The organism is Saccharopolyspora montiporae (assembly GCF_015209505.1).
GTDB lineage: Bacteria > Actinomycetota > Actinomycetes > Mycobacteriales > Pseudonocardiaceae > Saccharopolyspora > Saccharopolyspora montiporae.
The window spans coordinates 161,405-188,319 of sequence record NZ_JADEYC010000015.1 but is presented as its reverse complement, the minus strand read 5'-3'; the positions used below and the strand labels follow the sequence as shown (position 1 = coordinate 188,319).

The following is a 26,915-nucleotide window of genomic DNA, read 5'->3' as shown; positions in this document are numbered from 1 at the left end:
CCATGTCGAGCGACTTGCACCACCACGAGCTGGAGACCCAGGCCGCCGCCTTCCGCAGCGCAGCGCTGCGCGCCGGACCGGCCGCGGCCGTAGCGACCTGCCCGGGCTGGGACGTGCTGCGCCTGGTCCAGCACGTGTCCCGGATGTACGCGATGGCCAACACCGCGCTGCAGCAGGAGCCGGACGTCGAACCGCCGCGGGCCCCGCGACCGCCCGCGGAGTTCGACGACGCGCTGACCTGGTGGGACGAGCGGTTCGCCGAGCTGACCGAGAACCTGTCCAAACTGGACCCCGCCGAGCCGGTGTGGTCCTACTTCCGCGGCGGGACACCGGAGTCCTGGCTGCGGCGGATGACGCACGAGACCGCGGTGCACCGGCTGGATGCCGAGCACGCCGTGGCCTGCCTGGAGCCGGGCGGCGTGCACGAGCTGATCTTCGATCCGGCGCTGGCGGCGGACGGGGTGGACGAGGCGCTCGGGGTGCTCGTGCCCGCCCGCGAGGAGTGGGACGACCACGACGTGCAGGGCCGGGTGCTGTACCACGCGGCCGACGCGGGCCGCGCCTGGCTGATCGAGTTCCAGCCCCGCCAGGCACCCCGGGTCGGCCTGCCCGCGGACGCGGCGCTGGAGGCCGAGGCCACGGTGGCCGGCACCGCCGACGCGCTCTACCGGCACGCCTGGGGGCGGCCGAGCCAGGCCGCCGTGACCGGGGACACCTCGCTGGCGAACCTGGCCACCGCGGGCTGAACCCCGCAGGCCCGACCCGGACACCGATCGCACGACCTGCGAGAATGACAGACCGTGACATCTCCTGAGCGTCGTTTCGTGATCAGTCTGGGCTGCCCGGACGCCACCGGCATCGTGGCCCGCATCGGGGCGTTCATCGCCGACGCGGGCGGTTGGATCGTGGAAGCGGGATACCACACCGATCCGGACACGGGCTGGTTCTTCACCCGCCAGGAGATCCGAGCCGACTCGCTGCCGTTCGACGTGGACGAACTGCGCCGCCGGTTCAGCTCGGTCGCCGAGGAGCTCGGCAGCCGCACGTCGTGGCGGGTGTGGGACACCGCGCAGCGCCGCCGGGTGGTGATCCTGGCCTCCAAGGAGGGGCACTGCCTGCACGACCTGCTCGGCCGGATCGGCTCCGGGGAGCTCGATGTGGACCTGGGTGCCGTGATCAGCAACCACGAGCGACTGGGGCCGATCACCCGGGCGCACGGGGTGCCGTTCCACCACGTCCCGTTCCCGTCCGACCCGGAGGGCAAGTCCGCCGCGTTCGAGCAGGTGCGCGAACTGGCCGAGAAGCACGACCCGCACGCGATCGTGCTCGCCCGGTTCATGCAGGTGCTACCGCCGGACCTGTGCGAGCGCTGGCTCGGGAGGGCGATCAACATCCACCACAGCTTCCTGCCGTCGTTCGCGGGTGCGCGGCCGTACCACCAGGCGTACGAGCGGGGCGTGAAGCTGGTCGGCGCGACCTGCCACTACGTGACCGCCGAACTGGATGCCGGACCGATCGTCGAGCAGGACGTGATGCGCGTCGATCACGCCGACGCGGTACCAGACATGGTGCGCAAGGGGCGCGACCTGGAGAAGCTCGTGCTCGCGCGGGGACTGCGCTGGCACCTGGAGGACCGGGTGCTGGTCTACGGCAAGCGCACGGTCGTGTTCTGAGGGCCTCCGCGGTCAGCGGCCGAGATCGGTGCGGACCTCGGCGCCGGGCAGCTCGGCCAGCACGGCGCCCGGGACGATCAGCTTGCTGCGGCGCAGACCGCTGCCCACCACGAACGCAGCACCGCGGGCCACCCGCTCGTCGATGAGCAGCGGCCATTCGCCGGGCAGGCCGAGCGGGGTGATCCCGCCGCGCTCCATACCGGTCAGCCGCACCGCGTCGTCCATCGGCGCGAAGGACGCCTTGCGCACGTCGAGCCGCCGCTTGACCAGCCCGTTGACGTCGGTGCGCGTGGTGGACAGCACGGTGCACGAGGCGTGGCGGAGCTCGCCGGAGCGCTTGCCCGCGACGACGACGCAGTTGGCGGACAGCTCCGGCGGCGAGGCGTACCGCGCGCAGAAGTCCGCGGTGTCGGCGAGTTCGGGGTCGATGGCGACGACGCCGATCCGCTCGTCGGCCAGCTGCCGGACCCGCTCGGCCACCGGATCGGCGAGCAGGTCGAGGTGCTGCAGCGCCGGGGCCACGTCCAGCGTCCCGGCAGCGTCCGTCCAGTCGGTGCGCATGCGGCGACCGTACGTGCTCAGCGCAGGTGCTCGGTCAGCAGGGCGCGCAACCGGGCACGGTGGGTGAGCATCGGCGCGGCGGAGGGCAGTAGTTCCAGCCGGGCGTCCGGGAACGCCGCGGCGGTCGCTTCGGCGGTGTCGGCCGGGTGCAGCGGATCCTCCGTGGCACCGACTACGAGCACCCCCGCCCGCACGGCGGCCAGCGCTGCGGCGTCGTCGATCGGGTAGCGCTCGGGCAGCGCGCGCAGCGCCTCCGGCACGCGGAGCAGTGCGGCGGCCCGCTGCTGCAGGTGATCGCCGACGTCGGCACCCTCCGGGACCTCGGCCCGTAGCACCCGGTGCAGCTGCGCACCGCCGTCGGCGTCCGCTGCGGCGACGGCGGCGGCGAGCTCGCCGAACGCGGCGGCGGTCCGGGTGTCCCGCGGGCCGTCCAGCGCGGCGGGCAGCAGCAACGCCACCTTCGCGAACCGGTCGGGCTGCTCGGCGAGGATCCGGGTCAGCGCGCCGCTGCCCAGCGACACCCCGACCGCGCGGGTCGCGGCCACCTCGTCGGCGACCTCGCGGACGTCGGCAGCGATCCGGGCGTAGTCCCAGTAGCCGGGCGGTGCGTCCGGTGCGGTGCCGTGCCCGGGCAGGGTCAGCACGACGCGGGTGCCGGCCAGACCGGACGCGGGGATGCGCGCTTCGCCCGCGGTGGCGCCGAGCCCGTGCACGACCAGCGTGACCGGGTCGCCCCGACCGTAGGCCGTCCAGCGCACTACCAGGACTTCCCCTGGATCTCCCGCACCTTCGGGCGCACGTCCAGGAGGTAGACCAGCACCGCCACCAGCGGCGCGATCCAGATGATGGAGAACGGCCCCTGCTGCATGAGGATCAGCAGCAGCGCCGAGACACCGGTGATGCCCATCCAGGCCGGTTTGGTGAGCTTGCCGACCGCGGTGAAGGCGTCCGCGCGCTGCAGCGAGGCGTGCACGAACGCGAACACGCCCACCGGGATAGCGGCGAGCCAAATGATGAAGAGGATCCACATCCACACAGGCATCTGCAGCACCACGCGGCCAGCCTACGTGGTCACACCCGATGCGCAGTGCCCCCTCCGGTCATGGATGCGGAGGGGGCATGCGCGCACCGGACGTCAGGAGTTCTTGCCGGTCGCCTTCTTGGCGGTGGACTTGCTGCCGCTGCTGCCCTTGGCACCACCGCTCTTGCTCGTCGACTTGGTGGAGCCCGTGGCGGACGAGACCTTGCTCGCGGCCTCGTCGGCGGCGTCGGCGACCTTCTCGGCGGCCTCGGTGGCCTTGGCGCCCGCCTCGTCGGCGGTGTCCGCGACCCGCTCGCGCACCTCGTCGGCGGCATCCGCGGCCTTGTCCCCGGCCTCCCGGCTGGTGCGGCTGACCTTGCCGAGCACGTCGTCGGCGAGCTCGCGGACCTCGCCGACGGTCTCGCCCACCCGGTCCTGCGCGGTCTCCACCTGGTCGCGGACCCGCTGGACCTGGGGCTGGGACTGCAGCCGCTCCAGGGTCCCCTCCCCGCGCTCGGCGAGGTAGCCGTAGAGCTGCTTGGCGTTCTCCGCGTAGTCGTCCACGCGCTTGCGCAGCTGCGCGGGCTCGATTCGGGCGCGCAGGTCGGTGAGGTCGGCGGGCAGGTCCTGCTGGGCGTGCTCGACGCGCTCGTTGAGCTGCGTACGGACCTTCTGCACCGCCTCGTAGACGGTCTGCGCGGCGAGATCGCCGGCACCGAGCACGGCCAGCAGCGGTGTCTTGGCCTGCTCGGCCGCTCCGCCCAGGGCGTTCACCGCCTGCTCGCGCGCCTTCTGCACGTCATCGGTGTTGGGAAATGCCGGCACGGCACATCACTCCTCGGATGGCTGGGGTTCCCCGTCGGCGGTGTCGTGTTCCCGCCGGAACGAGGCGTATATGTCCAGAAGCACTTGTTTCTGCCGCTCGCTGAGGTCGTCGTCGGCGAGGATCGCGTCCACCACCGGCCCGCCTTCGCGGCGCTCCAGGATCCCGGCCTGCACGTACAACGCCTCGGCGGAGATCCGTAGTCCGTTGGCGATCTGCTGCAGGATCTCCGCGCTGGGCTTGCGCAGTCCCCGTTCCACCTGGCTCAGATACGGGTTCGACACACCGGCTGCCTTGGCCAGCTGTCGCAACGAGATCTGCGAGTTGTTGCGTTGCGTCCGGATGTAGCTGCCGAGGTCGCTGACCGCCTGGTTCACGGCCTTGTTGACGGCTTTGTCCACGCGTTCCATCGGTGTGCACCTTCCGGTCAACACCCACGATAACCTCGGGTGCTAGCTATTGCAAGCACCCTGCTTGCACCTGTTCGCGATCACTCCGCGCAGGCGCACATGCAGAACGGGTGCCCGGCGGGATCGGCGTACACCCGGAAGTTCGCGTCCAGCTGGCCGGCGGGCTGCTCCAGCGGGACGGCGCCGGCCGCCAGTGCCAGCTCAGCGCCCTCCTGCAGGGTCGACACCCGGATGTCGAGGTGCGCCATCTGCGGGAGCTCCCGGCCCGGCCAGGTCGGGCGGCGGTGGCCCGGGTCGCGCTGGAAGGACAGCGGGGCACCGCCCGCCGGATCGGCGAGCTCCACCCAGTCCGCATCGGAAGCGCTCTCGTCGACCGCCCAGTCGAGCAGCCTGCCGTAGAAGTCGGCGAGCGCTCGCGGGTCGGGGCAGTCCAGCACGTAGGCGGCGAGCCGTCTCGGGGCCATGTCTCCTCCACGTCGATCATCGGATCCGGACCGCGCGCGTCGCACCGCCCGAGTAACCAGTGAATCCTGGTGACAGGTTAGTAACCAGTATGCCTAGATTGGCGGTTACATCTGCGCGGCGCAACCGCCTATTGACTTACGATGGTGTTCGTGAACAGCAGAGCTGTCGCTCCGGAACCGCCTCTTCCTGCGGAGATGGCTGATCTCGGCCCGGAACGCGACCTCGACCTGGTCCTGTCCTTCCTGAACACCTGCGATGCCGAAGCGGGCACCGACGCGCTGGGTGATGCCGCCCAATGGCGGCGCTGGTGCGCCGACCAGTCGCTGGGTGAGCCGCCCGCCGTGGACGCGGCCCGCGACCTGCGCACCACGATGCGCGAGTCGGTCGCCTGCGGCACCGTCCGCCCGGCGAGATTCAGCCCGAGCTGGCCGGTGCGGGTGGAGATGCACGACGGTCTTCCGCGGCTGGTGGGCACCGACGCGCTCGGCAAGGTGCTGGTCGCCGCGGCGCGACTGGTGCACACCGGCCACTGGGAGCGGCTCAAGATCTGCCCGGCCGAGGACTGCCTGTGCGCGTTCTACGACCGCTCCCGCAACCGGTCGCGCACCTGGTGCTCGATGCGGGTCTGCGGCAACCGGGAGAAGGCGCGCTCCTGGCGCGAACGGCACGCGGTCTGAGCGCCGCCGCGCTGCCCGGTCCGGCGAGCGGCCCCGGCCGCACCACCGACCGGTCAGAGCAGCAGTTCGGACAGGGTGTGGATGGTCAGCCCGGCCAGGGCGCCCACGACGGTGCCGTTGATCCGGATGAACTGCAGGTCCCGACCCACCTGCACCTCGATCTTGCGCGAGGTCTCCCGGGCGTCCCAGCGCTCGACCGTGTCGGTGATCAGCGTGGTGAGCTCGGTGCGGTAGTTGGACACGACGTAGACCGCCGCGCCCTCCAACCAACCGTCCACCTTCCGCTGCAGCTCGGGTTCCCGCGCCAGCCTGCCCCCCATCGTGCGCAGGCCTTCGCGCACCCGGAGCCGCAGCTCGCTGGACGGGTCCTCGGCGGCGTCCAACAGCATCCGCTTGGCCGTTCCCCAGGCCGACGAGATGACGTTCTGCACCTCCGGGTGGGCCAGCACCTGGTGCTTGATCTGCTCGGCCTTGGCCACGGTCGCCGGATCGTTCTGCAGGTCGTCGGCGAACTCGACGAGGAACCGGTCGACGGCCTGTCGCATCTGGTGCTCGGGGTCGGTCTTCACCGCCCAGGCGAAGGCCACCACCTCGGCGTAGATCTTGTCCGCGACCAGCGAATCGAAGAACCTCGGCGACCAGGACGGCGCGCGCTGGCTGACCACCCGCATGACCGTCTCGTAGTTGTCCCGCACCCAGTCGTAGGCCCGGTCGCAGACCAGGTCCACCAGCTTGTGGTGCGAGCCGTCCGCGAAAACCTGGCCGAGCAGGCGCCCCAGCGGCGGACCCCACTGCTGGTCCACCACCTTGCGCGTGACGATCTGCTCCAATACCGCCTGCACGTCCTCGTCGCGCAGCACTCGCACCGCACCGCGCACGGCCGTAGCCAGCTCCGAGGTGACGCGTTCCGCATGCTCGTCGTCGTCGAGCCACTCGCCGGCGCGGCGGCTGATCTCCGCTCGCCCCAGCTTGTCCCGGACCACGTCCTCGGACAGGAAGTTCGACCCGACGAACTCGCCCAGGCTCCGGCCGAGCGCGTCCTTGCGGTTCGGGATGATCGCGGTATGCGGGATCGGCAGGCTCAGCGGCCTGCGGAACAGCGCGGTCACCGCGAACCAGTCGGCCAGCGCACCGACCATGCCCGCTTCCGCCGCCGCGCGCACATAACCGACCCAAGCCGGTCCGGCGTCCTCGTTCAGCCTGGCGATGATGTACACGACGATCGCGGCGACCAAGAAACCGGTCGCCACGGTCTTCATCCGCCGCAGACCGCGGCGCTTCTCGACTTCGGATCCAGCCATCTGCTGCACAGCCCGATTGTGGCAGCGCAGCGGACGCGGCCGTGGGCGGTCTCCGCAGTCGCCCCTGTCCGCGGGCTGGGAGCCGGTGCAGGCGGGTACTAGGGTGTGCCGCGTGCGACACCCCGCCCTGACCTCTCGCCTGCAGCCGTTCACCTCGACGATCTTCGCCGAGATCACGGAACTGGCGCGACGCACGGGCGCGGTCAACCTCGGCCAGGGCTTCCCGGACACCGACGGTCCGGCCGGGATGCTGCAGCGCGCGCAGCAGGCCATCGGTGACGGGGTCAACCAGTACCCGCCGGGAGCCGGCGAACCCGAGCTGCGCGCGGCGATCTCGGAACACCGCGGGGACCGCTACGGGATCGAGCACGCCCCCGAAGACGAGATCCTGGTCACGGTCGGGGCCACGGAGGCGCTCACCGCGTCGATGCTCGCGCTGGTCGAGCCGGGCGACGAAGTCGTGCTGATCGAGCCCTACTACGACTCGTACCCGGTGGCGGTCGCGATGGCCGGCGGTGTCCGGCGCACCGTTCCGCTGCGGCTGGGCGACTCGGGCCGGTTCGAGCTGGACGTGCCGGCACTGCGCGCGGCGGTCGGACCGCGCACCCGGGCGGTCGTGGTGAACACCCCGCACAACCCCACGGGAACGGTGCTCACCGACGGCGAGCTCGGCGCGATCGCCGAGGTGTGCCGGGAACACGACCTGATCGCCATCACCGATGAGGTCTACGAGCACCTGACCTTCGACGGACGTCCGCACAACCCCCTGGCGACCTTGCCGGGAATGGCCGAGCGGACCCTGTCCCTCTCCAGCTCGGGCAAGAGCTTCAGCGCCACCGGCTGGAAGATCGGGTGGGTCTGCGGACCCGCCGAGCTCGTGGCGGCGGTACGCGCGGCCAAGCAGTTCATGAGCTTCGTCGGCGGAGCCCCGTTCCAACCCGCCGTCGCGCACGCGCTGCGCGCCGAGCTCGACTGGGTCGAGCAGCTGCGCAAGAACCTGCAGGGCAAGCGGGACCTGCTCGCCGAGGGCCTGTCCCAGGCGGGATTCCGAGTCCTGCCCAGCGAAGGCACCTACTTCGTCTGCGCCGACGTCCGCCCGCTGGGCTTCCAGGACGGCGCGCAGCTCTGCCGCGAACTCCCGGAACGCGTGGGAGTCGCCGCCATCCCGGTGCAGGTGTTCTGCGATACCCCGGACGACACCCGGCACCTGGTGCGGTTCGCCTTCTGCAAGCGCGACCAGGTGCTGCACGACGCGGTGGAACGGCTCAGCGGACTGCAACGCGGTTGACCCGCGCGGCCGGGCGGTCACCGAGCGCACCTCCCGCCGTAGCCGAGGCAGACGAACCCGCTCTCCCCGTGCTCGTGCTGCGCCGCGGCCAAGGCCTGCGCCGGCGGCACCGACCGGCGCAACCGGCGGTGCAGCGAGAGCATCACCGCCGCGGTCCGCTCGTCCGGCACCGGAACGACGCTGGCGATCACCGTCGACGTCCCGCGGCCCAGCAAGGTCGCCGCCACCCCGCTGACCTGGTTGCCACGACCGGCCACCGATCTGCCCACCTCGCACGCCGAGAGCACCACGGTCGCCGGAGCGGTGCGGATCCGGTCCAGGTCGTAGCAGTACAGCGGCCCGTCGGCGAGATCCAGGCAGGACAGCAGCGGCTGCTGGTCGCGGAAGGTGCCGTGCGCGGCGATGTGCGCGATTCGCACCCCGTCCAGCGCGGCCAGCACATCCGGGCAGCGCGCCCGGGACCCGGTCAGCAGCCGTCCAGCCGCCTCGCCGTGCAGCGCGCGGACCTCCCGCTCCGCGTGGTCCAGGCCCGGTCCGGACACCCACAGCCGGCCGCGCCCGGAGTTCGCTCGCGCATCTCGGGCGGCACGCAGCCAGCAGCGCAGCGACGGACTGGCGGTGACCTCCCGCCCGCGGCACACCGGGAGCGCGGACCACGGCACGGCGTGCAGCGACCCGGACGGAACGATCACCAGGGGACGACGTTCGCCCAGCTCGTCCAGCACCGGCCCGAGCAGGCGGGACTGCACCTGCCGCGCGGCCCGCGCCAGTACCGACGGGCGGACCGCAGCCGGATCCACGGCGTCCCGCTCGGCCTGCCGGGACAGCAGGTGCACGAGCCGTGCGACCTGCCCGTCCACCTCGTCCCTGGCACCGATCTCGTGCAGCCGCACCCGGCCGGAGACCACGGATGCGGCGCGCAACCGCCCGGCATGGCCGAAGAAGCTGAGCAGCACCGCGTCACCCAGTTCGTCGTGCACATCGTCGAGGCAGAGCTCGTCCCCCGTCCCGCGCACACCGTCCCGCGCCAGCATCGCCCGGTGCCGGACCTGCTGTTCCAGCACCCCGACCTGCTCCAGGGACGGCTTCGGCGCGGCCGATCCGCGCACGTGCAGTGCAGCCGACCGCAACCGGACCAGGGCCGCGTCGAGCTCGGGATCCGCGGGTGGCAGCAGCGCCGGCCGGTGCAGCGCGCTCGCCCGGACGCGCTCGGTCCAGCGCAGCACCCCGCGCGCCGAGCCGGACCGCAGCGAGGCGCGCACCGCCACCTCGCCGAGCTCCTGCACCGGCGCCAACGCCTGCGCGCGCAGTTCGAACGGAGCGATGCCCGCGGCGTGGTCCTGCGCCTCGCGCAACCCGGCCCGGCACGCCGCGAACAGCGCCGCAGGCTCGTCGGCCTCCTCGGCCAGCAGCGCCTCGGCGAGCCAACCGGTGCAGCGCTGCTGTGACGTCGCCGCGGCGTCCTCGCGGATCCCGCGGGCGAGCCGCAGCAGTCGCCGGTAGCGCTGCCGCATGCCCGCCCGGTGGGCGCAGCGGGCCGCGGTGAGCCACAGCCGGGCGGCAGGACCGACCCACCCGTACGCAGCGCAGAGCCGACCGGTGCGCTGTGCCGCGACCAGTTCCCGGGACGAGCAGACCCCGCCGAGCAGCCTGGCCTGCAGGCCGGTGGCCGCCGCGAGCGCCGCCCACGCCGGCTTGTGCTGCTCGCGGAACAACTGCCCGGCCTGCTCGGCGCTGCACCGAGCGGCTGCGGCATCGCCCGCGCGCAGCCGGCAGCCGGCCAAGGCCAGCAGCGCCTCGGCCAACCGCACCCCGCGACCGCGCTCCGCGGCCAACCGCCGCACGGCCCGCTGCACCGCGGTGTGCGCTTCGTCGTGCAGCCCCGCCTCGGCCAACGCCTCGGCGCGGTCCAGCAGCACGTCCGGGCACGAGCCGGTGTCCAACCCGGCGGCCACCGCGCGCTCGAACAAGCGCAAGGCACGGGGGAGATCACCGGCCCGGAACGCCGCGCACGCCCGCCGGTGCACGCACCCAGCGGCCTGCTCGGTACACCCCTGCGCGGCGAAGATCCGTTCCGCCTCGACCAGATCCCGTTCGGCCGCACCGAGCTCGCCGGAACGCATCCGCGCCGAACCGCGTCCGACGAGGGCCAGGGCGGTCCCGCTGCGGTCCCCGGTCTCGCCGAACCCGCGCACCGCGGACGTCAGTTCCGCGACGGCCTCGACGAACCGGTCCCGCTGGCACAGCAACAGCCCGCGCAGGCACACGGCTCGCGGCCGATCGGCATCGGGCAGGTGCAGCTCGGCCGCGCGCAGATTCCGGGAGCACGCTCGGAGATCTCCGCCGTCCAGCTCGATCCGGGCCAGGGTCAGCCGCAACCGGGCAGCGCACTCCGGCAACCCGGCCCGGACCGCGGCGCGCAGGCCGGACCGCGCGCGGTGCGCGGCCCGGCGCAGGTGCCCGCGTTCGAGCTCGGCCTCGGCCACCTCGTGCGCCGCGGCCGCGCGCGAGTGCGGATCACCTGCCGCGCACGGCTCGATCCCGCGCTGGACCGTTTCCGGCACGCGGTCCCGCCCGGCGGGGGCCGCCCGCCGGACGACCGCGCGCACCCCGGCCGTCAACAGACCAGCCAATCCGCACCGGCGGCCGCGCCGCAGCCCGGACGCAGCACCACGCTGATCGGCCCCCGCGGAATCCCCGCGATGCGGAAGCTGCCGTGCTCGTCCAGCTTTCCGCTGCATTCGCCGCGCGGGTGGCGCACCACGACCGAACTGCCCAGCGCGACCGCTCCCGCGTGCTCCAGCACGATCCCGGTGGCGAGCAGGAACCCGCGCCGGGCGGGCACGAGATCCATGTCCAGCGTCCGCTCGGCGGTGGTGAAGGTCAGTTCCCTGGTCCGCGAACGGACTCGCCGGGCCGCCTGCGCGGAGTCGGCCACCAACTCCAGTCCGGGAACCGGACCACTCGCATACCCGCCCGCCGCGTAAGCCGCGGCCACGACCGCGCCGGGAACCGGGTCACCCGACTCGAAGACCGTCCGCAGGGCGGCCAACTCCGGAGGTGTGCGCTTCCTCATCCCGCGGCCTCCTCCGGCATTCCCGAGGCCAGCAGCCGACGGCGCAGCGCGACCAGGCAGCGCCCCCGTTTCGGGCCGATCGAGCCGTGCGGCATGCCCAACACCTCGCCGATCTGCGCATAACTGGCCTCCGGCGCTACCGCGAGCACCCGCAGCAGCTGCTGGCAGCGATACGGCAACTCGGAAAACGCCTGCCACAGCACCGAATACGTCATCGACCGCAGAACCTCGTGCTCCGGATCCACGTGGTGGACCGGTCCGACAGCTCCGATCTCCTCGGTACCGACCCCCGACGGCGATTCGCGCCGCCGAGCCGTGCTCAACCGGATCGATTCCCGCCGGGCGGTCGTGACGAGCCAGCCCGGCAGCGCCGCCGGATCCCGCACCCGGTCGAGGTTCTCCGCCAGCAGCAGCCAGGTCGCCTGGCACACGTCCTCGGCGTCGGCGAACGTCGCCGTGTAGGCACGCGCCACACCCCAGACCATCTGGTGGTTCCGGTCCACCACCTCCCGCCACGCGCGCTGGCTGCCCAGCGCCGCCTTCCGCAGCAGGTCCGCGGTGGATTCTCCGTCCCCGGTTTCACGCATCACCGGTTACCTCCAGCCCCCTCGTCTGTTCTCTCGGTGGATAAGAGGGCTCGGCGGCTGCTCAGGATTCATCCCTGGCCGATGACCGCCCGAACGGGTCACCCCGGAACCGGGGCCGCAACGCGCTGACCTCCGATGACGACCTCCGGTGCCGGATCACGGGCGAACAGCATTCGCGAATGCGGGAGCACAGCACGAGTTCCGCGGGCCGGAACTGCGCATACCGTCCACAGCGGACACGGGGGGGTGGTTGCCGATCAGCCGGGTGCTCGCCGCGCACCGATGTCGCACCAGCACCCCCTGCCAGGGTGACGCGGCGTCGCCGATCCAGGTGGTTGAATGCCCGCGAACGGATTGCCGGATGCCCGGGCCTGCGGACGGACGGCCGCCGACCGGATCCGAGACCCGCGGCGACCGGCGCGGACACCCTGCCCGGCGACGGTGCCGGGTGCGCAGGATCCGCCGCCCCGAGCAACCGGCCGCCCGGCACGGGGCGGACACCGACCGACGGCGCGGTGCACTGCCGACTCGCTCACCGGCGACGACCGGGCGGGCCGACCACCGGGGTGCGCCGATCCTGCGGACCCGGGCGGCGCCCGCCATGCTGGCAGCCGGCGCTGGAACTCCGGATCGGTCCGCGTCAGGCCGGTCCGGAACCGGGGCGGTACCGGGCGCTTCCACTCGTGGAGGCGTACCGCGGTCGCACCCGGCCCGGTCCGCGACTGCCCCCGCGGTACCGGGCGTCGACAGGTCGTCCGCCGGCACGACGAGGGGCCGTGCCGGCGGACGACCGTCCCGCGCTCAGACGATCGGCGAGGTCAGCGGATCCGCCGCGGCACGGCCCCGCACTGCGGCGTCCGCCGCCGCGAGCCTGCCCACCGCATCGCCGACGTCCGGCACGGGGGCGGTGAACGGCAGCCGGACGCGGTCCTCGAAACCACCGCGCACGCCGAACCGCGGCCCCGGCGCGATCCGCACCCCGTGCTGCTCGGCCACCACCGCCAACCGGGTGCTCACCGGTTCCCCGATATCGCACCACAGCGAGAGTCCTCCCTCAGGCGCGCGGAAACCCCACTGCGGCAGGTATGCGCGCAGTGCCTCGACCAGCGCATCCCTGCGCCTGCGGGCCTGGTCGCACCGACGGGCCGCGATCGTGCCGGCATCGGCGAACAACTCGGCCAGCACCAGCTGCTCCAACACCGGGCTGCCCAGGTCCAGCGCCGCGCGCCCGGCGAGCACGCGCTGCACGAACCGTTCCGGCCCGCGCAACCACCCCAGGCGCAACCCGCCCCAGAACAGCTTGCTCGCCGAACCGATCGTGACCACCCGCTCGTCGAACGCAGCAACCGGGGGCGGCGGGTCCGCGTCACCGAACTCGATGCCGACCAGGGTTTCGTCCACCACCGCCGTCGTCCGGGACCGGTGCAGGGCGCGCACCAGCTGCTCGCGGGCCTCGGCATCCATGCGCACTCCGGTGGGGTTCTGGAAGTCCGGGATCAGGTACGCCGCACGCGGAGCCGCCTGCTGCAACGTCGCCGCCAGCAGCTCACCGTCCCAGCCCCGTTCGGACATGGGGACTTCCACCGGCACCGCGTGGCAGCCGGACACCGCTTCCAGCGCGTTCGGGTAGGTCGGGTTCTCGATCAGGACCCGCTCACCCGGCGCGACCAGCGCCCGCAGCGCGAGCGCGAAGGCGTGCTGGGCCCCGTTGGTGACCAGGATCTGCTCCGGGCCGGTGGGCAGGCCGCGCCGCGCGAAGTGCTCGGCGATCCGCGCGCGCAGCACCGGCAGCCCACGCGCCTGGTACCCGTGTCCGAGCAGCTGACCGGGCAGCGCGGCACTCGCGCGCTCCACCGCCGCGGGCAGCTCCGGCGGTGCCGCCGGGGTGGCCTGCGCCAGGTCGAGCACCTGTTCGTCCGCACCGGGCAGCCACGACCCGCCCCCGCTCTGGACGCCCCCGGCCGCGCCCGGCAGCCGGGCCCAGGAACCCGCGCCGCGCCTGCTCTCCGCGAATCCCGTGTCGCGCAACCGGTCGAGCGCACGCACCACCAGCGTGCGGCTCACGTCGAGACCGCCCGCCAACTCCCGCTCCGCCGGCAGCCGGGTCCCGGGAGCCAGCCGCCCGTCCAACACGAGCCTGCGCACGGCATCGGCCAGCGCCGCCGACGACGGGCGATCCGATCCGTGCCACGCACCGAGCAGCTCGGCGAGCCTACGTCCGGAGACGTGTCCCGAAGTCGAGAGCACAGCATTCCAATCTTTCTCAATTGGATATCGACCAGAGAGCCAATCATGCCTTAAACAGCAGATGTGGCGTCAAGAACTCCTTCTCCGGATCTTTCTCCCGTCCCACTGCGCGTCCGACCGGCAGGGCGCCTCGTCGTCCTGCTCGGCGGACTCGCGCTGTACGGCACGAGCATGGCGCTCATGGTCCGCGCCGAGCTCGGCCTGGGACCGTGGGATGTGCTGCACGAAGGCGCTGCGCAGCGCCTGGGCATCAGCTTCGGGACCGTGACCGCGCTGACCGGCGCTGTCGTGCTGCTGGCCTGGATCCCGCTGCGCCAGCGCCCCGGAGTGGGCACGGTGGCCAACATCGCGGTCATCGCCGTGACCGCGGACATCGGGCTGCGCCTGGTGCCCCCGGCGACGGGCCTGCCCGGGCAGATCACACTGATGCTCACCGGGATCGTGCTCAACGGGCTCGCCACCGCCACCTACGTGGGAACCCGCCTCGGACCGGGACCGCGGGACGGCCTGATGACCGGGCTGCACCTGCGCACCGGCGCATCGGTGCGCATGGCGCGGACGATCGTCGAGCTGTGCGTGCTCGCCGCGGGATGGGTGCTGGGCGGGACCGTCGGCGCCTGCACGGTGCTGTACGCCGGCGCGATCGGGCCGCTGACGCAACTGTTCCTGCGGTTCACGGCGATGGGGCAAAAGCGCACGGGTTCCCCTAGAGACATCCCAGATACCACCGAGTAGCATTGGGGAGTCCACCTGACCCCCAGGGGTGGACTTCGACGCCCCCGTACTCCCGGTAACCCCCAGACCGGTTGAGCACGGGGGCGTCTTCAACGGACCGCATGCCTGCACACCCCGTGCGGTGCAACGATGATGGTGCGCGCACCATCGACGACACCGCTACGCACCGGGACGACGCGGCGCTGATCTGGGCCGAGGCCACCGTGCGTGACGGGGACACCGGGATCGCGGCGCTGGAGCACGCGCGCCCCGTGATCGAGGCAGCACTGGTCAAAACCCGCTCGTTCCTGCTCATCGCGCTGGACCCGGATGACCGGGCGATCGGGCTCACCGCCACGGAGCCCAGCCCGGCCGCCGACTCGCGCACTGCCGATCTGCGGTTCCGGGCCACTGGGCCCGCGGAGTCGGTACCGCGCTACTGACCCGGGTGCCCCCGCGGAGCTGGTACGGCGCAGCTTCGATGCGGCCGGCTGAAGGTTTACCCGAACAGCGACCGCGCAGTGCGGCTGTACGGGGGAGTGGGCTGGCACCGCGAGGGCGAGCCGGTGCTGCACCCGGCGACCGGGAATCCCGGACACCGGTACCGCATCGACCTGGCCTGAAGCGCGGACGGAGCACTGCTACCGCGTCTCGACAACAAAAAGCCCCCGCCTGGACGGGGGCTTTTCGTGGCTCTACGCGGTGGCCAGGGGCGGGGTCGAACCGCCGACCTTCCGCTTTTCAGGCGGACGCTCGTACCAACTGAGCTACCTGGCCGCAAGCGTCCGGCATGTACCGATCGCCGTGGCGACCCAGACGGGACTCGAACCCGCGACCTCCGCCGTGACAGGGCGGCGCGCTAACCAACTGCGCCACTGGGCCATGCTTACTGCTCTTCAGTTGTCAGTACCCCCAACGGGATTCGAACCCGCGCTACCGCCTTGAAAGGGCGGCGTCCTAGGCCGCTAGACGATGGGGGCTTGGCCGGTCCGAAACCGACCCGGCCTCGCCTCCAACCGGCTTCCCTTCCGGGCTCCCGTTCGGAGTGATGAAAGCTTACGACACACCTCAACCCCGCCGAACACGGGGGGTCGGTTGTGCGGCCGAAGCAGCCGGCGGAAGCACGCTGCAGCCCGCCGCCCATTCCATCCTACCCTCGCCACCAGCGGGTTCACCGAGTCGAAGCCGGATCATGCCCTTCTCGGGGCGGCCTCGGAATCCGATCGCCGGCGCACCAGCGGCACGCGATCCGGACAAACCGCAGGGCGGGTCGGTGCTGTGATCCAGAGCTCAGACGGGCACCCCCGGGTCGCGTCGCCCAGAACGGGGCCGCGACCGACGAACGGGTGATCATCGTCGTGCCGCGATGTCACTCCGCGTGCAGCACGCCGTCGACGCGCGGACTCGGTCGCGCAGCACCGCGCCCGGCCAGACCCGTGCAGGCGCGCCGGCCGGGTGGATTCCCCCGCAGCCCACCGGCGGGCGAGCGGTTCAGCGCGCCACCGGGGACTGGCCGTCCTCGTCCGGAACCAGCCCCAGCATGTCCAGCAACTGCTTGCAGTCCTGGGCGTCCCGCGATCCCCGCGCCACGGCCACCCGTGCGCGGGAGACCTGCTCGTCGGAGATCCGCGCGGGCTCCCCGGAGCGCTGGGCGGGCACCGAGGACGAGCCCCCGGACGACCCTTCTTCCTGCTGCGAAAGGAACTTCCGCACATCAAGCGACCCGTACATACCGCCTCCCCGGCTCGGGTTTCGGCCGCAGGTTATCCACAGGCTGTCAACACCCGCAGCCCCCCACAGAGTGATTCAGCGTCGACGCAGAGTAACTTCCACGATGCGGCAGTCCGCATCGGCCGCCGGACGCCCGAACCGCGGGGATGCTACGTCCGCTGTTTCGTCCACACTGGACGATCAGTGCGCCGGCGCGGGCGTTCCACCCGATCCGGCACAGTGCCCCGCACGGCCGCCGCGGTCCGGCACCCGCTGGCACCGATGCCCTCCGGTTCGACCCCGCCGCGCCGGAGCATCGCGGCAGACGAACCGCGCCACCGGTCGAGCGGTCGGCAGGAGCAAGCCGCCGGTCGGCCGGACCCGTGGCGCCGGACGCACGAATCGCGGCGAAGAGGGTCCCGAAAGCAAATTCCGCGTGCCACAATCGAAATCGCTGGCTCACCCCCTGGTCAGCGTTGTGGAGATCCCCTCCAGCCCCCGCGTTCCTCCCCCTGGCGCGGGGGCCTCCGCGACACCGGTCCGCTGCGGCAACGGGGACGCGCGGCGATCGGCCGCGGTGATAGCCGACACACGGACGCGCGCGTCGCAACCCAACCGTTACCGTGTAGGCGTGGCTCTAGGACGAACGAAGATCGGTCGCCGGCAGCAGACCGCTCAGCCCGACACGGAACCGGCCGAACCGGATCACGAGCTTGAGTCGTACCTGGCTGCGCTCGCCCCCGAGGAGAGCGTCGAAACGACCGGCTCCGGCCGCCGATTCGGCAACTCCGACGTCTACCAGTTGCGGCTCCCGCTGATGGCGAACGAACGCCTCAAGGAACTCGCCGCCAAGCAGGGGACGTCTCCGGCCGCGCTCGCGCGGGACTGGGTGCTGCAACACCTGTCCGAGGAACCCGATCCGGCACCCGCCGGCTACGGATCCGCGGGATCGCAGGTCACTGAGGAACCGGCCTGGCCGTCGCAGGACACCCAGCGCACCCTCACGACCTCACACGCCCGGCCGGACCAGCAGCACACCGGGATGCTCGACCGCGGGCTGTTCGACGAACCGCAGGACGTCGAACGCACCGACGAGATCACGGTGCCGCACAAGCGGATGCAGCGGTAGCGGACCCGTGCGGGCCGCGCACCCTGGACCGAGAACCCCGACATCGCACTCCGGACGCCGGCCACCGACACCAACCCCGACAATGCCGAACCCCCGACACTGACGACCCCGACAACCCCGGAGCCGGTGGAGGTCACGCACCTCCCACCGGCTCCGCGCATATCGGCCAACGTTGCCGGGCGATATGCGCTCAGCCGGGCAGACCCAGCTCGCGTGCAATGAGCATGCGCTGCACCTCGCTCGTTCCCTCGCCGATCTCCAGGATCTTCGCGTCCCGGTAGAACCGGCCCACCGGTGTTTCGTTCATGAAGCCGTACCCACCGAAGATCTGGGTCGCGTCTCGGGCGTTGTCCATCGCGGCGTTGGACGAGGCGAGCTTCGCGATGACGGCCTGCCTGGTGTACGGCTCGTCACGCAGCATCCGCGAGGCCGCGTCGTAGTAGGCCAGCCGAGCCGTGTGCGCCCGCATCTCCATGTCCGCGATCTTGAACTGGATCGCCTGGTACTGGCCCAGCGTCTTGCCGAACGCCTCCCGCTCACCGGCGTAGCGCAGGCACTCGTCGACGCAGCCCTGGGCGAGGCCGACACCGAGCGCGGCGATCGCCACGCGCCCCTCGGTGAGGATGCTGAGGAACTGCGCGTAGCCGCGGCCGCGGGCACCGATCAGGTTCTCGGCGGGGACCCGGCAGTCGTCGAAAGTCAGCCCATGGGTGTCCGACGCGTTCCACCCCACCTTCGAGTACTTCGGCGCGACCTGGAAGCCGGGCGTCCCGGACGGGACGAGGATCGTGGAGATCTCCTTTCCCCCGTCCGGTTTGCTGCCCGTCACCGCGGTGACGGTGACGAATCCGGTGCGGTCCGTCCCGGAGTTCGTGATGAACGCCTTCGAACCGTTGATCACCCACTCGTCCCCGTCCAGCACCGCGGTGGTCCGGGTGGCTCCCGCATCGGATCCCCCGCCCGGCTCGGTGAGCCCGAACGCGCCGAGCACCCCTCCCGAGGTCAGCCCGGGCAACCAGCGTTCCCGCTGTTCCCGCGTGCCGAAGCGGTAGAGCGGCATGGTTCCCAGGGACACCCCGGCTTCCACGGTGATCGCGACCGAGGAGTCGACCCGGGCCAGCTCCTCCAGCGCCAGGCACAGGGCGAAGTAGTCGCCGCCCATCCCGCCGAACTCCTCGGGGATCGGCAGTCCGAACAAGCCCATCCGGCCCATGCCGTCGACCAGCGGGTCGGGGAACTCCTCCCGCTCGTAGTACCCGCCGATGACCGGGGCGACCTCCTTGCGCGCGAACGCCCGCACGCTGTCCCGGAGCTGTTCGTAATCCTCGCCGAGTCGGTGATCAACCATGCCTGTCCTCCTGTCCTGCGGTGAGGACGGCCAGCGGTTCGTCCAGACCGACCGGTTGTCCCGCACGGGCGTGCACTTCGGCGACCACGCCGTCGTCCGGCGCGGTGACGGTGTGCTCCATCTTCATCGCCTCGACCACGAACAAGCGCTGCCCGCTGGACACGCGCTGACCCGCTTCGACATCGGCCACGAGCACGGTCCCGGGCATCGGGCTGGCCACGACGCCGTCCGACCGTCCCCCGGATCCGGCCGGGTCGGTGAGCAACCGCTGCTCGGTCAGCGCCCAGCAGCGGCCGCCCGACCCGAGCCAGTCCACGCCGTCGGAGCGCACGAACCGGTACCGCTCGGTGCAGCCGCCCCAGGTAACGGTGAGCAAATCGCCATCGAGTCGCGCGGACGCCGGGTGAACCTCCCCGCCGACCGCTGCTTCGGCGGCGTGCGCGCGTCCGCGCACCCGGACCTGCACGTCGTCGCCACCGGTGCTGAACCGCCAGGTCGACCAGGCCGGTTCACCCAGGCGCCATCCGTCCGGAACGGCCCAGCGGTCCACGATCGGGCCTGCGGGTTCCGCCGCCAGTAGGCCCGCCATCGCCGCCGCGACCGGCACCTGCTCCGGGATGCCTGCGGAATCCGCGACCAGGCCCGCGAGATCGCGCTCGACCAGCCCGGTGTCCAACCGGCCCGACCGGACATCCGGGTGCGCGAGCAGGTTCCGGAGGAAGCCGACGTTGGTGCGCACCCCGAGCACGGCGACGTCGGCCAGCGCGGAGTCCAGGCGGCGCAGGGCCGCCGCCCGCTCCGGTGCCCACGCGATGACCTTGGACAGCATCGGGTCGTAGTCGGAGCCGATGCGCGTACCGGGAGCGAGCCCGGAATCGACCCGGACGTCCGGCCCGGACGGCTCGTGCAGCCCGAGCACCTCACCGCCGGTGGGCAGGAAATCCCGCGCCGGGTCCTCGGCGTAGACGCGCGCCTCCACCGCGTGGCCCGCCATGCCGAGCCGGTGCTGCTCGAACGGCAGCGGTTTGCCCTCGGCGATCCGCACCTGCTCGGCGACCAGATCGATGCCGCGCCGACCGGACACCGCGGTGACCTCCTCGGTGACCGGGTGCTCGACCTGCAGCCGCGTGTTCATCTCCATGAAGAAGAACTCGTCCGGGCGATCCGCGGAGACGATGAACTCGACGGTCCCCGCGCCGCGATAGTCGACCGCCCGGGCGGTGTCCACCGCGGCCTGCCCGATGCGCTGCCGGGTCGACTCGTCCAGCAGCGGTGACGGCGCCTCTTCGACGATCTTCTGATGCCTGCGTTGCAGGCTGCACTCCCGCTCACCGAGGTGCACGACCCCGCCGTGCGCGTCGGCCAGGACCTGGACCTCGATATGCCGCGGGCGGTCGACGAACCGCTCGACGAACAGGGTGTCGTCGCCGAACGCCGCACCCGCCTCCCGGCGCGCGGCGGCCACCGCCTCGGGCAGTTCCGCCGGTCCGCGCACGGTCCGCATTCCCTTGCCGCCGCCACCCGCGGAGGGCTTGAGCAGCACCGGGAAGCCGATCTCAGCGGCGGAGGCGGCGAGATCCTCGTCGGTCATCCCGGGATCGCTGCGTCCGGGCACCACCGGGACACCCGCCTCGCGCACCGCCCGCTTGGCGCGGATCTTGTCGCCCATCGCCTCGATAGCGGCCGGCGGCGGGCCGATGAACACGACTCCGGCATCGGCGCAGGCGGCCGCGAACTCCGCGTTCTCGGACAGGAACCCGTACCCGGGGTGGATGGCCTGTGCACCGGTGCGCTGCGCGGCATCCAGCAGGCGACCGGGATGCAGGTAGTTCTCGGCGGCGCGGCCCGAGCCCAGGTGCACCGCCACATCAGCTTCGGCCGCGTGCCGCGCGTCCCGGTCCGCCTCGCTGAACACGGCGACCGTCCGCAGGCCGAGCCGGCGCAGCGTCCCGATCACGCGCACGGCGATCTCACCGCGGTTGGCCACCAGCACGGTGTCGAATTCGCGCACCTCGTCCCACTTTCCACACATCGCGCTCACATCCGGAACACGCCGTAGGCGGTCCGCTCGTCAAGCTCCGCGTTGCCCACCGCGGACAGCGCCAAGCCGAGCACCGTCCTGGTCTGGTCCGGCGCGATGACGCCGTCGTCCCACAACCGCGCCGTCGCGTAGTAGGGATGCCCCTGGTGCTCGTACTGGTCGCGAATCGGCTGCTTGAACTGCTCCTCGTCCTCCGCGCTCCACTCCGCTCCGCGCCCCTCGACCTGGTCGCGGTGCACAGTGGCCAGCACCGAGGCGGCCTGCTCCCCACCCATGACGGAGATCCGAGCGTTCGGCCACATCCACAGGAAGCGCGGCGAGTACGCCCGCCCGCACATCGAGTAGTTCCCCGCACCGAACGAGCCACCGATCACCACGGTCAGCTTCGGCACGCGGGCGCACGCGACTGCGGTGACCATCTTGGCGCCGTGCTTGGCGATGCCGCCCGCTTCGTACTCCGCGCCGACCATGAACCCGGAGATGTTCTGCAGGAAGACCAGCGGGATGCCGCGCTTGTCGCACAGCTGCACGAAATGCGCGCCCTTCTGCGCCGATTCGCCGAACAGGATCCCGTTGTTCGCGACGATGCCGACCGGATGGCCGTGGATGCGAGCGAAACCGGTCACCAGGGTGGTGCCGTACTCGGCCTTGAACTCCGCGAAACCGCTGCCGTCGACGATGCGCGCGATCACTTCGCGCACGTCGTACGGGGTGCGGCTGTCCACCGGTACGGCGCCGCGGAGCTCGTCCGGATCGACCTCCGGTTCGCGCACCTCGGTCACGTCCCACGGCGGAGGGCCCGCCGGTCCGAGGGTGGAGACGATGGAGCGGACCCGCCGCAGCGCGTCGGCATCGTCGACGGCCAGGTGATCGGTCACCCCCGAGGTACGGGAGTGCAGTTCCCCGCCGCCCAGTTCCTCGGCGGTGACCTCCGCGCCGGTGGCCGCCTTCACCAGCGGTGGACCGCCCAGGAAGATCGTGCCCTGCTCGCGCACGATGACGGCCTCGTCGCTCATCGCCGGGACGTAGGCCCCGCCCGCGGTGCACGAACCGAGCACGGCGGCGATCTGCGGGATGCCCCGCGCGGACATCGTGGCCTGGTTGTAGAAGATCCGGCCGAAGTGCTCGCGGTCCGGGAACACGTCGTCCTGCCGGGGCAGGAAGGCGCCGCCGGAATCGACGAGGTACACGCACGGGAGGTTGTTGTGCAGGGCCACTTCCTGGGCCCGCAAGTGCTTCTTGACCGTCATCGGGTAGTAGGTGCCGCCCTTGACGGTCGCGTCGTTGGCCACGACCACGCATTCGCGCCCGCAGATGCGGCCGATGCCGGTGATGATCCCCGCGGCCGGGGCTTCGTCGTCGTAGAGCCCGTGCGCGGCCATCGGGGAGAGCTCCAGGAACGGCGAGCCGCGGTCCAGCAGCGCGTCCACCCGGTCGCGCGGGAGCAGCTTGCCGCGCTCCTCGTGCTTGCGGCGGGCCCGTTCCGGACCTCCCACCCGCACAGCCGCGAGCCGGGCGTCCAGATCGGCGGCGAGCTCCGCGTGCCGCGCGGCGTTGCGCGCGAACTCCGCCGAGCCCGGGTCCACGCCCGTGCGCAGGACCGGCGCTTCCATCAGTGCACACCTCCCACCCGCGGGAGCGGGTAGCCGAGTCGGTCGCCATCGAAGTCGGTGGCACTCGAAGTCGAACGCCGCCGAAGTCGAACATCACCAGCAGGTTAGCCGTCGTTAACCAAGCCCATGTTAACGACCACTAACCGAATCGTCTACCATCGGATCCGATGCCGCCCGAGAACACCCGACGGGGACCTGATGCCCGGGGACGACCCGACGACCGGGCCCCCGATGACCGGGACCCCGACGACCCCCCGGCGGAGCAGCCGGTCCGCGAGCCGACCCGCCGCGAGCAGATCCTGTCCGCCGCGGCGGGGAAGTTCGCGCGGCACGGGTTCCACGGCGTCGGCATCGACGACATCGGGGCAGCCGTGGGCATCTCCGGGCCGGCGCTCTACCGGCACTTCCGGAACAAGGACGCCATGCTCGCCGAGATGCTCACCGGCATCAGCGACAAGCTGCTCAACGGCGGGCGGGAACGCGTGCGCGCGGCGGCCGGACCGGAGCGGGCGCTGGACGAACTGGTGCGCTGGCACGTCGATTTCGCGCTGTCCAACCCGGAGCTGATCACCGTGCAGCTGCGCGACCTGGACACGCTCACCGGCACCGATCGGCACGCCGTGCGCGAGCTGCAGCGCGGCTACGTCGAGATCTGGGTGGACGTGCTGCGCCGCAGGCACCCCGACCTGGACGTGCCCACCGCGCGGTCCACGGCGCACGCGGTGTTCGGGCTGATCAACTCGACCCCGTTCAGCAGGCACCTGGACGTCGCGGCGATGGCCCAGCTGCTGCACGACATGGCGCTGGGCGCGGTCGCCGCGGCCGCCGCGCAACACGTCCGGGCGTAATCCGGGACTGCGGAGCGGCGGCGGCCGCAGCACGGATTGCAGTCCCGCGGTGGCCGGGGAAGACTCCGATCCGTTGCGCAGGAGAAGGACCTCCCCCGGATCCAGGAGACTGGCATGGCCGCCGTCCGACCGTCACCGGTTCCGACCCGAGCCCGCGAGCAGCACCGGGGGCGCAAGGGCGGCAAGCTGATCCCCTGGCTGCACACCACCGACCCCAAGGAAGTCGGGGTCCTCTACCTGATCACGTCGTTCGCGTTCTTCATGGCCGGCGGCGCGATGGCGATGCTGATCCGCGGTGAGCTCGCCTACCCGGGCCTGCAATTCCTGTCCCAGGAGCAGTACAACCAGCTGTTCACCATGCACGGCACGATCATGCTGCTGCTGTTCGCGACACCCATCGTGTTCGGGTTCGCCAACATCATCCTGCCGCTGCAGATCGGTGCGCCGGACGTGGCCTTCCCGCGGATGAACGCGCTGTCCTACTGGTTGTTCCTGTTCGGCGGCCTGATGGTGGTCAGCGGATTCCTGCTGCCCGGCGGGGCGGCGGACTTCGGCTGGACCGCCTACGCGCCGCTGTCCCGCGCGCAGTACACGGCGGGCTTCGGCGGGGACATCTGGGTGATGGGGCTGGTCGTGTCCGGGCTGGGCACGATCCTCGGCGCGGTCAACATGGTCACGACGCTGGTGTGCCTGCGCGCACCCGGCATGACCATGTGGCGGATGCCGATCTTCTGCTGGAACATCCTGGTGACCAGCTTCCTGATCCTGCTGGCGTTCCCGATCCTGACCGCCCTGCTGATGGGCCTGCTGGCCGACCGCAACCTCGGGGCGCACGTGTTCGATCCCGCGCACGGCGGCGCGATCCTCTACCAGCACCTGTTCTGGTTCTTCGGTCATCCGGAGGTCTACATCGTGGCGCTGCCGTTCTTCGGCATCGTCACCGAGATCATCCCGGTGTTCAGCCGCAAACCGCTGTTCGGCTACACGGGCCTGGTGCTGGCCACGCTCACCATCGGTGTGCTGTCCGCGGTGGTGTGGGCGCACCACATGTTCGCCACCGGCGCGGTGCTGCTGCCGTTCTTCTCCTTCGCCACGTTCCTGATCGCGGTGCCGACCGGGATCAAGTACTTCAACTGGATCGGCACCATGTGGCGCGGGCAGCTGACCTTCGAGTCGCCGATGCTGTTCTCCACCGGCTTCCTGGTGACGTTCCTGCTCGGCGGGCTGACCGGGGTCCTGCTCGCGTCCCCACCGCTGGACTTCCACATCACCGACACGTACTTCGTGGTCGCGCACTTCCACTACGTGCTGTTCGGCACGATCGTCTTCGCCGTGTTCGCGGGCGTCTACTTCTGGTTCCCGAAGATCACCGGGCGGATGATGGACGAACGGCTCGGGAAGCTGCACTTCTGGCTGACCTTCGTCGGCTTCCACGGCACGTTCCTGGTGCAGCACTGGCTCGGCGACGAGGGCATGCCGCGCCGCTACGCCGACTACCTGGAGACCGACGGTTTCACCGCGCTGAACCAGGTCTCCACCATCGGCTCGTTCATCCTCGGCGCCTCGATGCTGCCCTTCCTCTACAACGTGTTCATCAGCTACCGGGCCGGTGAGCGGGCCATGGTCGACGATCCGTGGGGGCACGGGAACTCGCTGGAGTGGGCCACCACCTGCCCCCCGCCGCGGCACAACTTCACCGAGCTGCCGCGGATCCGGTCGGTGCGGCCCGCCTTCGAGCTGCACTACCCGCACATGACCGACCGCATGGAGCTGGAAGCACACGCCTCGGTGCTGCCCCAACGCGACCAGGGCTGACCAGCGGCGTTCACACCGGACGAGCTGCTGCGCCGCGCGGGTGACACCGCGGGTGGCGCGGCTCATAGCCCAGCGCGGAACAACGTGCGGCCCGACTACCGTTGATCCCTTCCCGGGAGCGCCACCGACCGCCGCATCCCGAAGCCCGCCCACACCGCGGGTGGAGATCGCACCGGTCCGGAAAGATCAGACTCCTGGGGGAGAACCGTGCCCATCGCGCTGCTCGCGCTCGCCGTCGCCGCGTTCGGCATCGGCACCACCGAATTCGTGATGATGGGCCTGCTGCCCGAAGTCGCGACCGATCTGGGTGTGTCCATCCCCGCTGCGGGCGGCTACATCTCGCTGTACGCGCTGGGTGTGGTGGTGGGCGCACCCGTGCTGACCGCGCTGGGCATGCGGATGCGCCGCAAGTCGGTGCTGCTGGGGATGATGGCGCTGTTCACCGCGGGCAACGTGCTGTCCGCGCTGGCTCCCACGCACGAGCTGCTGCTGGGCGCCCGCCTGCTGTCCGGATTGCCGCACGGCACGTTCTTCGGCGTGGGCGCCGTGGTGGCGGCGAACCTGGCCGCACCCGGGAAGCGGGCGCAGGCGATCTCGATGATGTTCCTCGGCCTGACCACGGCCAACGTGGTCGGCGTCCCGGTGGGGACGCTGCTCGGCCAGGAACTCGGCTGGCGCTGGGCTTTCGGGCTGGTCGCGGTGATCGGGGTGCTGGCGTTCACCGCGGTGGCCGCGCTGGTACCGAACGAACCCGCGCCGGAGGGCGCGAGCCTGCGCGGGGAGCTGCGCGCCTTCCGGAACCCGCAGGTGTGGCTGGCCTTCGCGGTGGTCGTCTTCGGCTTCGCCGCGACGTTCTCGTTCTACAGCTACATCAAACCCGTGCTCACCGACGTGTCCGGCTACTCGCCGACCTCGGTGACGCTGCTGCTGGCGCTGTTCGGCACAGGCATGACGGCGGGTACCGCGCTCGGCGGGCGGCTGGCCGATCGGGCTCCGCTGCGCACGCTGCACGTGTTCCTCGCGGGCCTGGCGCTGGCGCTGTCCGCGTTCGCGCTCACCGCGCACTACCCGGTAGTGGCCGCGGGCGCGGTGTTCCTCATCGGACTCACCGGGTTCGCCGCGATCCCGAGCATCCAGGCGCAGATCCTGGACCACGCTCAGGACGCCCCGGCGCTGGGTTCGGCCAGCATCCAGTCCACGTTCAACATCGCCAACTCGCTGGGCGCCTACCTGGGCGGGCTGGTGATCGCGGCCGGGTTCGGGCTGACCTCGCCGAGCTGGGTCGGCGCGCTGCTGGCCCTGGTGGGTCTGGGCTTCGCGCTGCTGTCCGGCGGGCTGCAGCACCGGGCCCGTCGGCAGACCGCGCAGACCACCGCTGCAGCGCCCGCGGAGATCGGTGAGCCGGGTACGGTCGAGGTGGCTACGGTGAGGGCGGACCGCTCGGCGCGGGCGGCCGCCACGGATCACCAGATCGACCGCAGACAGCCGCGATGAGGCTGGGCAGGTCCACCGGCCGGGCGGGTCCGCGCGGAAACCGCCCGCCGCCTGCCGGCCCACGGGCACGGAAA

General features: G+C 71.8%; 25 protein-coding genes and 3 tRNA genes. 10 read left to right on the top strand and 18 right to left on the bottom strand.

The features are described 5' to 3' along the window. The first annotated feature begins 2 nt into the window (after nt 1-2). The gene (locus IQ251_RS10400) at nt 3-746 is read left to right on the top strand and encodes a maleylpyruvate isomerase N-terminal domain-containing protein (protein ID WP_193928284.1); all 744 of its coding nucleotides are present in this window, start codon (nt 3-5) and stop codon (nt 744-746) included. A gap of 54 nt (nt 747-800) precedes the next feature. Further along, complete coding sequence (gene purU / locus IQ251_RS10395) at nt 801-1,673, top strand: formyltetrahydrofolate deformylase (RefSeq protein WP_193928283.1); 873 nt, start codon at nt 801-803, stop codon at nt 1,671-1,673. 12 nt (nt 1,674-1,685) lie between these two features. On the opposite strand, the gene IQ251_RS10390 is transcribed toward purU, so the two are convergent. The 6 genes from IQ251_RS10390 to IQ251_RS10365 form a co-directional block, all read right to left on the bottom strand. Further along, nucleotides 1,686-2,234: a YbaK/EbsC family protein gene (locus tag IQ251_RS10390; RefSeq protein WP_193928282.1), complete on the bottom strand. Its 549-nt coding sequence runs from the start codon at nt 2,232-2,234 to the stop codon at nt 1,686-1,688. Nucleotides 2,235-2,251: 17 nt separating this feature from the next. Further along, nucleotides 2,252-2,992 carry an alpha/beta fold hydrolase gene (locus IQ251_RS10385; RefSeq protein WP_370591318.1) on the bottom strand — a complete coding sequence of 247 codons (741 nt, stop codon included), beginning with the start codon at nt 2,990-2,992 and terminating at the stop codon, nt 2,252-2,254. Further along, on the bottom strand, nt 2,992-3,276 hold the full coding sequence (locus IQ251_RS10380) for a DUF2516 family protein (protein ID WP_193928281.1): 285 nt from the start codon (nt 3,274-3,276) through the stop codon (nt 2,992-2,994). The genes IQ251_RS10385 and IQ251_RS10380 overlap by 1 nt, the downstream gene beginning before the upstream one ends. Nucleotides 3,277-3,369: 93 nt before the next feature. After that, the gene (locus IQ251_RS10375; protein ID WP_193928280.1) at nt 3,370-4,080 is read right to left on the bottom strand and encodes a hypothetical protein; all 711 of its coding nucleotides are present in this window, start codon (nt 4,078-4,080) and stop codon (nt 3,370-3,372) included. A gap of 6 nt (nt 4,081-4,086) precedes the next feature. Continuing rightward, nucleotides 4,087-4,488 (bottom strand): helix-turn-helix domain-containing protein, encoded by a 402-nt coding sequence (locus IQ251_RS10370; RefSeq protein WP_193928279.1) that lies wholly within the window; start codon nt 4,486-4,488, stop codon nt 4,087-4,089. An 80-nt stretch (nt 4,489-4,568) separates the two neighbouring features. Beyond that, a complete protein-coding gene (locus IQ251_RS10365) occupies nt 4,569-4,952 on the bottom strand; it encodes a VOC family protein (RefSeq protein WP_193928278.1) in 384 nt (127 codons plus the stop codon). 141 nt (nt 4,953-5,093) lie between these two features. On the opposite strand from IQ251_RS10365, the gene IQ251_RS10360 reads away from it, so the two are divergent. After that, nucleotides 5,094-5,630, top strand: a complete 537-nt coding sequence (locus IQ251_RS10360; RefSeq protein ID WP_193928277.1) for a CGNR zinc finger domain-containing protein — start codon at nt 5,094-5,096, stop codon at nt 5,628-5,630. A 53-nt stretch (nt 5,631-5,683) separates the two neighbouring features. On the opposite strand, the gene IQ251_RS10355 is transcribed toward IQ251_RS10360, so the two are convergent. After that, the gene (locus tag IQ251_RS10355; RefSeq protein WP_193928349.1) at nt 5,684-6,931 is read right to left on the bottom strand and encodes a DUF445 domain-containing protein; all 1,248 of its coding nucleotides are present in this window, start codon (nt 6,929-6,931) and stop codon (nt 5,684-5,686) included. 112 nt (nt 6,932-7,043) lie between these two features. Here IQ251_RS10355 and IQ251_RS10350 point away from each other — a divergent pair, with 112 nt between their 5' ends. Next, the gene (locus IQ251_RS10350) at nt 7,044-8,219 is read left to right on the top strand and encodes a pyridoxal phosphate-dependent aminotransferase (protein ID WP_193928276.1); all 1,176 of its coding nucleotides are present in this window, start codon (nt 7,044-7,046) and stop codon (nt 8,217-8,219) included. A gap of 17 nt (nt 8,220-8,236) precedes the next feature. On the opposite strand, the gene IQ251_RS10345 is transcribed toward IQ251_RS10350, so the two are convergent. The 4 genes from IQ251_RS10345 to yczR form a co-directional block, all read right to left on the bottom strand. Next, nucleotides 8,237-10,852, bottom strand: a complete 2,616-nt coding sequence (locus IQ251_RS10345) for a CHAT domain-containing protein (RefSeq protein ID WP_193928275.1) — start codon at nt 10,850-10,852, stop codon at nt 8,237-8,239. Further along, complete coding sequence (locus tag IQ251_RS10340; protein WP_193928274.1) at nt 10,837-11,295, bottom strand: hypothetical protein; 459 nt, start codon at nt 11,293-11,295, stop codon at nt 10,837-10,839. Before IQ251_RS10340 ends, IQ251_RS10345 begins: the two co-directional genes overlap by 16 nt. Beyond that, complete coding sequence (locus IQ251_RS10335) at nt 11,292-11,882, bottom strand: RNA polymerase sigma factor (protein WP_193928273.1); 591 nt, start codon at nt 11,880-11,882, stop codon at nt 11,292-11,294. The genes IQ251_RS10340 and IQ251_RS10335 overlap by 4 nt, the downstream gene beginning before the upstream one ends. An 801-nt stretch (nt 11,883-12,683) precedes the next feature. After that, nucleotides 12,684-14,129 carry a MocR-like transcription factor YczR gene (gene yczR / locus IQ251_RS10330; RefSeq protein ID WP_193928272.1) on the bottom strand — a complete coding sequence of 482 codons (1,446 nt, stop codon included), beginning with the start codon at nt 14,127-14,129 and terminating at the stop codon, nt 12,684-12,686. A 63-nt stretch (nt 14,130-14,192) separates the two neighbouring features. Between yczR and yczE the strand changes: the two genes are divergently transcribed. Continuing rightward, nucleotides 14,193-14,864 carry a membrane protein YczE gene (gene yczE, locus IQ251_RS10325; RefSeq protein WP_193928271.1) on the top strand — a complete coding sequence of 224 codons (672 nt, stop codon included), beginning with the start codon at nt 14,193-14,195 and terminating at the stop codon, nt 14,862-14,864. A 101-nt stretch (nt 14,865-14,965) separates the two neighbouring features. Beyond that, nucleotides 14,966-15,286 carry a hypothetical protein gene (locus tag IQ251_RS10320; RefSeq protein ID WP_193928270.1) on the top strand — a complete coding sequence of 107 codons (321 nt, stop codon included), beginning with the start codon at nt 14,966-14,968 and terminating at the stop codon, nt 15,284-15,286. Nucleotides 15,287-15,546: 260 nt separating this feature from the next. Here IQ251_RS10320 and IQ251_RS10315 read toward each other — a convergent pair. The 4 genes from IQ251_RS10315 to IQ251_RS10300 form a co-directional block, all read right to left on the bottom strand. After that, nucleotides 15,547-15,620 (bottom strand) — tRNA-Phe (locus IQ251_RS10315). A 28-nt stretch (nt 15,621-15,648) separates the two neighbouring features. Continuing rightward, a tRNA-Asp gene (locus IQ251_RS10310) sits at nt 15,649-15,725 on the bottom strand. 25 nt (nt 15,726-15,750) lie between these two features. Beyond that, nucleotides 15,751-15,823 (bottom strand) — tRNA-Glu (locus tag IQ251_RS10305). A 511-nt stretch (nt 15,824-16,334) separates the two neighbouring features. After that, entirely contained in the window at nt 16,335-16,574 is a 240-nt protein-coding gene (locus IQ251_RS10300; protein WP_193928269.1) for a hypothetical protein, read from the bottom strand. Nucleotides 16,575-17,184: 610 nt separating this feature from the next. Here IQ251_RS10300 and IQ251_RS10295 point away from each other — a divergent pair. Continuing rightward, entirely contained in the window at nt 17,185-17,682 is a 498-nt protein-coding gene (locus IQ251_RS10295) for a hypothetical protein (RefSeq protein ID WP_193928268.1), read from the top strand. 190 nt (nt 17,683-17,872) lie between these two features. On the opposite strand, the gene IQ251_RS10290 is transcribed toward IQ251_RS10295, so the two are convergent. From IQ251_RS10290 to IQ251_RS10280, 3 genes are read right to left on the bottom strand one after another with little or no spacing between them, the layout of a single operon-like run. Then, nucleotides 17,873-19,030, bottom strand: a complete 1,158-nt coding sequence (locus tag IQ251_RS10290) for an acyl-CoA dehydrogenase family protein (RefSeq protein ID WP_193928267.1) — start codon at nt 19,028-19,030, stop codon at nt 17,873-17,875. Beyond that, nucleotides 19,023-21,062 (bottom strand): acetyl/propionyl/methylcrotonyl-CoA carboxylase subunit alpha, encoded by a 2,040-nt coding sequence (locus IQ251_RS10285; RefSeq protein WP_193928266.1) that lies wholly within the window; start codon nt 21,060-21,062, stop codon nt 19,023-19,025. The genes IQ251_RS10290 and IQ251_RS10285 overlap by 8 nt, the downstream gene beginning before the upstream one ends. A gap of 5 nt (nt 21,063-21,067) precedes the next feature. Further along, entirely contained in the window at nt 21,068-22,684 is a 1,617-nt protein-coding gene (locus IQ251_RS10280) for a carboxyl transferase domain-containing protein (protein WP_193928265.1), read from the bottom strand. A 167-nt stretch (nt 22,685-22,851) separates the two neighbouring features. Between IQ251_RS10280 and IQ251_RS10275 the strand changes: the two genes are divergently transcribed. From IQ251_RS10275 to IQ251_RS10265, 3 genes are all read left to right on the top strand, one after another. After that, the gene (locus IQ251_RS10275; RefSeq protein ID WP_193928264.1) at nt 22,852-23,532 is read left to right on the top strand and encodes an SACE_7040 family transcriptional regulator; all 681 of its coding nucleotides are present in this window, start codon (nt 22,852-22,854) and stop codon (nt 23,530-23,532) included. 114 nt (nt 23,533-23,646) lie between these two features. Then, nucleotides 23,647-25,347 (top strand): aa3-type cytochrome oxidase subunit I, encoded by a 1,701-nt coding sequence (gene ctaD / locus IQ251_RS10270; protein WP_193928263.1) that lies wholly within the window; start codon nt 23,647-23,649, stop codon nt 25,345-25,347. A 207-nt stretch (nt 25,348-25,554) separates the two neighbouring features. Next, nucleotides 25,555-26,841: an MFS transporter gene (locus IQ251_RS10265; RefSeq protein WP_193928262.1), complete on the top strand. Its 1,287-nt coding sequence runs from the start codon at nt 25,555-25,557 to the stop codon at nt 26,839-26,841. The last annotated feature ends 74 nt before the right edge of the window (nt 26,842-26,915 follow it).

What these genes read in the sequence shown, in the direction of transcription:
- IQ251_RS10400 (WP_193928284.1), top strand. Translation starts at nt 3, where the DNA reads ATGTCGAGCGACTTGCACCACCACGAGCTGGAGACCCAGGCCGCCGCC.
- IQ251_RS10390 (WP_193928282.1), bottom strand. Translation starts at nt 2,234, where the DNA reads ATGCGCACCGACTGGACGGACGCTGCCGGGACGCTGGACGTGGCCCCG.
- IQ251_RS10380 (WP_193928281.1), bottom strand. Translation starts at nt 3,276, where the DNA reads ATGCCTGTGTGGATGTGGATCCTCTTCATCATTTGGCTCGCCGCTATC.
- IQ251_RS10370 (WP_193928279.1), bottom strand. Translation starts at nt 4,488, where the DNA reads ATGGAACGCGTGGACAAAGCCGTCAACAAGGCCGTGAACCAGGCGGTC.
- IQ251_RS10365 (WP_193928278.1), bottom strand. Translation starts at nt 4,952, where the DNA reads ATGGCCCCGAGACGGCTCGCCGCCTACGTGCTGGACTGCCCCGACCCG.
- IQ251_RS10360 (WP_193928277.1), top strand. Translation starts at nt 5,094, where the DNA reads ATGGTGTTCGTGAACAGCAGAGCTGTCGCTCCGGAACCGCCTCTTCCT.
- IQ251_RS10355 (WP_193928349.1), bottom strand. Translation starts at nt 6,931, where the DNA reads ATGGCTGGATCCGAAGTCGAGAAGCGCCGCGGTCTGCGGCGGATGAAG.
- IQ251_RS10340 (WP_193928274.1), bottom strand. Translation starts at nt 11,295, where the DNA reads ATGAGGAAGCGCACACCTCCGGAGTTGGCCGCCCTGCGGACGGTCTTC.
- IQ251_RS10335 (WP_193928273.1), bottom strand. Translation starts at nt 11,882, where the DNA reads ATGCGTGAAACCGGGGACGGAGAATCCACCGCGGACCTGCTGCGGAAG.
- IQ251_RS10320 (WP_193928270.1), top strand. Translation starts at nt 14,966, where the DNA reads ATGCCTGCACACCCCGTGCGGTGCAACGATGATGGTGCGCGCACCATC.
- IQ251_RS10300 (WP_193928269.1), bottom strand. Translation starts at nt 16,574, where the DNA reads ATGTACGGGTCGCTTGATGTGCGGAAGTTCCTTTCGCAGCAGGAAGAA.
- IQ251_RS10290 (WP_193928267.1), bottom strand. Translation starts at nt 19,030, where the DNA reads ATGGTTGATCACCGACTCGGCGAGGATTACGAACAGCTCCGGGACAGC.
- IQ251_RS10285 (WP_193928266.1), bottom strand. Translation starts at nt 21,062, where the DNA reads ATGTGTGGAAAGTGGGACGAGGTGCGCGAATTCGACACCGTGCTGGTG.
- IQ251_RS10280 (WP_193928265.1), bottom strand. Translation starts at nt 22,684, where the DNA reads ATGGAAGCGCCGGTCCTGCGCACGGGCGTGGACCCGGGCTCGGCGGAG.
- IQ251_RS10275 (WP_193928264.1), top strand. Translation starts at nt 22,852, where the DNA reads ATGCCGCCCGAGAACACCCGACGGGGACCTGATGCCCGGGGACGACCC.
- ctaD (WP_193928263.1), top strand. Translation starts at nt 23,647, where the DNA reads ATGGCCGCCGTCCGACCGTCACCGGTTCCGACCCGAGCCCGCGAGCAG.